This is a genomic window from Brevundimonas sp. (assembly GCF_023259385.1).
In the GTDB taxonomy this organism is placed as follows: Bacteria; Pseudomonadota; Alphaproteobacteria; order Caulobacterales; family Caulobacteraceae; genus Brevundimonas.
Genome location: NZ_JAHFPF010000281.1, coordinates 1 through 4,318 on the forward strand (window position 1 = coordinate 1; position 4,318 = coordinate 4,318).

The 4,318-nt window shown below is 70.4% G+C and carries 5 protein-coding genes; all 5 read left to right on the top strand.

Translation table 11 applies throughout. The features are described from left to right. Nucleotides 1-872 (top strand): WD40 repeat domain-containing protein (locus Q0C81_RS16650; RefSeq protein WP_291840581.1); only part of this gene is annotated, 872 nt, incomplete at its 5' end. Nucleotides 873-1,241: 369 nt separating this feature from the next. Beyond that, entirely contained in the window at nt 1,242-1,661 is a 420-nt protein-coding gene (locus Q0C81_RS16655; protein WP_291840584.1) for a TadE/TadG family type IV pilus assembly protein, read from the top strand. Further along, entirely contained in the window at nt 1,658-3,277 is a 1,620-nt protein-coding gene (locus Q0C81_RS16660) for a TadG family pilus assembly protein (protein WP_291840587.1), read from the top strand. The genes Q0C81_RS16655 and Q0C81_RS16660 overlap by 4 nt, the downstream gene beginning before the upstream one ends. A gap of 39 nt (nt 3,278-3,316) precedes the next feature. After that, nucleotides 3,317-4,024, top strand: a complete 708-nt coding sequence (gene mtgA / locus Q0C81_RS16665; protein WP_291840589.1) for a monofunctional biosynthetic peptidoglycan transglycosylase — start codon at nt 3,317-3,319, stop codon at nt 4,022-4,024. Nucleotides 4,025-4,110: 86 nt separating this feature from the next. Then, nucleotides 4,111-4,318: hypothetical protein (locus tag Q0C81_RS16670; RefSeq protein WP_291840591.1), on the top strand; the 208-nt coding region annotated here is incomplete at its 3' end.

The window sequence follows — 4,318 nt, forward strand, 5'->3', positions numbered from 1 at the left end:
AGGACGGCGCCTTCAGCATCGCCCATGACGGCGCGATCCTGTGCGCCTGCGCCCACCCGTCGGGCGAGGGCGTCCTGACCGGCGGCGACGACGGCCGGGTAATCTGGCACCGCAAGGGCGAGGCCGGCCTGCTGGCCACCGCCAAGGGCGCGTGGATCGATTCCATCGCCGCCTCGGCCGAAAGCGGGCTGATCGCCTTCTCGGCGGGCAAGACCCTGTCGGTGATCGACGCCAAGGACGCCGCCTTCCGCCGCGACTTCGTGCACGAGCGCACCGTCTCTGGCGTGGCGTTCGAGCCCAAGGGCCGGCGGATCGCGACCTCGACCTATGGCGGGGCGGCGCTGTGGTTCGCCCGCATCGCCGACCAGAAGCCGACCCTGCTGAAGTGGGCCGGGTCGCATACCGGCGTGGCCTTCTCGCCGGACGGCGCCTTCGTCGTCACCGCCATGCAGGACAACCAGCTGCACGGCTGGCGGATCAAGGACCAGAAGAACCTGCGCATGGGCGGCTACCCCGGCAAGGTGAAGTCGGTCAGCTTCCTGTCCAACGGCCAGCTGATGGCCACCTCGGGCGCGCAGGGCGCCGTGCTGTGGCCTTTCATCGGCGCCAACGGTCCGATGGGGCGCGAGGCCACCGAGATCGGCTTCGACGAAAGCAGCCTGGTCACCCTGGTCGCGTCGACGCCGAAGGCCGGCCTGCTGGCCGCCGGTCTGAACGACGGGCGCGTCTGGCTGGCCGATCCGGCCGGCCAGGGCCTGAACTTCCTGAAGGCCGAGAAGGGCGCCCCCATCGTGGCCCTGGCCATGAGCGCGGACGCCCGGCGCATCGCCTGGGCCGACGAGGACGGCGGCGCGGGCGTCGCCGACACCTGAATCTCATTCAGGGATGAATTCGTCCGAAATTCGCAGATTCTCGAAACATCGTCTTCCGATGCGTATTTCTACTAGGGTGAAATGACCATTTCTACGCGTATAAATTACCATCTACCCGTTTAGGGTGTATTAGCCATTGTGGCGTTAGGCTGTGACCGTGTCGCACGCCAAACCCATTCCTGGCTTCTTGGGACTAGAGGTCCCGCCCCGCACCGAGGCGCCCCAGCGCACGCGGCCCAAGCCGGTGTCTATGGGGGACCTCTCTCCCGAAGAATGGCGCATCGTCTCGATGGCCGAATGTCCGAAGACCCGGCGGACCATGGCCGACACCATTCTCAACTCCACATCCGGCGCCGGAAAGGCGCCCCCATGTCGCGCCCGGTAATCCTCACGCTCATGCGCAACCGCCGCGGGGGAGCCGCGGTGGAGTTCGCCATACTCGCTCCGGTCCTGCTCGCCCTCGTCGCCGGCGGCATCTTCTACAGCCGCTGGTTCACGGTCGCGTCGCAGACCCAGAACCTGGCCAGTGACGGAGCCCGCGCCGCCGTGGCGGGCCTGGACGACACAGAGCGCCAGACCATCGTTTCTGGCCTGATGACCGGCGCCGTGGCGCGCGTGCCGCTGGAGAAGGGCGCGACCCGCACCTGGCGCGCCTGGCGCGACGGCGACCTCTACGCCGTGTCCGTGACCACGACCCTGCCTGACTACGACCTGGCGCGGCTCATACCCATGCCCAACCCCGCCGTCACCCGCGAGGCCGTCGTCGTCATTCCGGAGGCCGCAGGATGACCGGTTTTCTCAAACGCCTGCGCCGCGACCAGCGGGGCGGGGTCGGCGCCCTCTCGGTGCTGCTGGCCGTGCTCGTCATCACCGCGACCGCCGCCACGGTCGACGCCGCCTCGGTCGAATTCCGCGCCCGCGCGCTGCAGGGACTGGCCGACACCGCCGCCGTCTCGGCCGCCGGCGACCTGACCACCGCCGAGAGCACCGTGCGACGCGTGCTGAGCCTGAAGCAGTCCGGCGCGCGCATCGAACAGGTCGCCCTGGGCGAGTATCAGGCAAAGGCCGATGTCGCCGTGGCCGACCGCTTCAACCCCGAAGGGCCCGTTCCCGACGCCGTTCGCGTGGTGTTGCGCGAGGACGTGCCCCTGTTCTTCGGCTCCGTGCTCGGCATCGGGTCGGTGCGGGTGCAGAAGACCGCCGTGGCCATCCGCCCGGCGCGCGACGCCGCCGCCTTCTCCATCGGCTCGCGCTTGCTGACCCTGGACCCCCCGTTGGCCAACGCCATCCTGTCCCAGTTGATCGGACGCGAGATCAAGCTGACCGCCCTGTCCTATGACAACATGCTGGCCTCCAGCCTGGACGTCGACGACCTGCTGGACGAACTGGGCCGCGTCCTGTCCGCCGACGACCGCGAAAACCTGCTGACCCGCGACCTGTCGACCCGCCAACTGGTCGACGCCATGGCGAAGGGCACGACAGGCCCGACCAACCTGGCCCTGAAGAGCATCTCCGCCACGCTGGCCACCGGGCCGGACCGAAACCTGCGCCTCGGCTCCCTGATCAATGTCGCGTCGGGCGTGAAGGGCGACATCAGCGCCAAGGTTCCCGTCTGGGACCTGCTCAACGCCGCCCTGGGCGAGGCCGCCGGGCCGCAGACCATTGATCTGAACGCCGATGTCGACGGCCCCGTCACCGCCAAGGTCCGCCTGGCCGTCGGGGAACGCGAGCAGAAATCCCCCTGGCTGACCGTGGCCCGCGACGGCACGACCGTGGTGCGCACCGCCCAGGTCCGGCTGCATGTGGACGTCACCACCGCGAATCTGGCCGGCCTGGGTCGGGTCCACCTGCCGGTCTACGCCGAGGTGGCCAGCGGCAAGGCGGCCCTGACCTCCATCAACTGCCGCGAGGACAGTTTCGACGTCACCGCCCGGTCCGGCATCGCCAGCGTCGCCCTGGGCGAGATCGAGTCCTCGAAGCTGTCCGACTTCTCGCGCGACGCCGCCCTGTCGCCCGCCGCGATCCTGGATACCGCCGTCCTGAAGGTCCGCGCCGCCGCCCGCATCAATGTCGGCGATTCCGGCGACACCCGCCTGCGTTTCAACCGCGCCGACATCAACAGCCTGAAGGCCCAGACCATCGGCGCCAAGGGCATCCTCGGCTCGACCCTGACCAGCCTGGTGGCCAACGCCCATCTGGACGTCCAGGTGCTGGGGCTGCTGGGCGTCTCCCTGCCGGGGCTGCCCGCGACCCTGCGCGACATCCTGGCCGGGGTCGCCGCCCCGCTGGACAGCGTTCTGGAGGAGATCCTGAAGCTGGTCGGCGCCGGGATCGGCGAGGCCGACGTGCGCGCCGCGGGCCTGGAATGCGGCACCAAGGGCTCGCCGCCCACCCTCGCCGCCTGACCTCTTGCGCCCGCCCGAGGAGCCGCCCAACATCGGCGCATGACGGGGGCTCCCAAACCAAAGAGGCGGCGGCCGATCCTGACCGTCTTCCTGACGCTGATCGTGCTGCTGGTCGGGAGCGTGGCCCTGTACCGTTTCGTGCCGCCGCCCCAGACCTGGCTGATGACGGCCCGGCTGTTCGAGGGTTCCGGCCGGGACTACCGCTGGCGCTCGCTCGACGACATCTCGCCTCGTCTGGTCGAGGCGGTGATCGCCTCGGAAGACTCCACCTTCTGCGCCCACGCCGGCTTCGACATGAAGGCCATCGAGAAGGCGCTGCAGACCAACGCCAGGGCCGAGAAGCGCGGAAGCGGCCGCATCCGCGGCGGCTCCACCATCAGCCAGCAGACCGCCAAGAACGTCTTCCTGTGGCCGGGCCGGGACTGGATCCGCAAGGGGCTGGAGGCCGGCTACACCCTTCTGATCGAGACCACCTGGGGCAAGCGCCGGATCATGGAGGTCTATCTGAACGTCGCCGAATGGGGACCGGGGATCTACGGCGCCGAGGCCGCCGCGCGGCACTGGTACGGCAAGAGCGCCAAGGATTTGACCGCCCGCGAAGCCGCCCGCCTGGCCGCCATCCTGCCCAGCCCGCGCCGCTACAAGGCGGCGGCGCCCGGCCCCTATGTCCGTCGCCGCGCCTCGCGGGTCCAGGCGGCCATGGGCACGGTGCGGAACGAGGGCCTGGCGCGCTGCGTCCTTCGCTAGATCCGCACCGCTGACCGCTTGACGCCATCGGCCGGCGCGCGTCCCTTGTCGCCAAATCAGCGGCGGGAGGCCGCGAGGAGGAGCCTATGAAGCGTACCCTGATGACCGCGACCGCCGTCTGCGCGCTCGCCTTCGGCGTCGCCGCCTGCGCCGGCCTGAGCCACGCCGACAGCGCCGCCGCCCCGGCCGCGACCGATGCAGCCGCCCCGGCGTCCGCGACCCAGACCTGGCCCGTCACGACTGAAGGCGCCGCCGCCTTCGACGCCGCCGCCGAGACCCGGCTGGCCGCGCTGA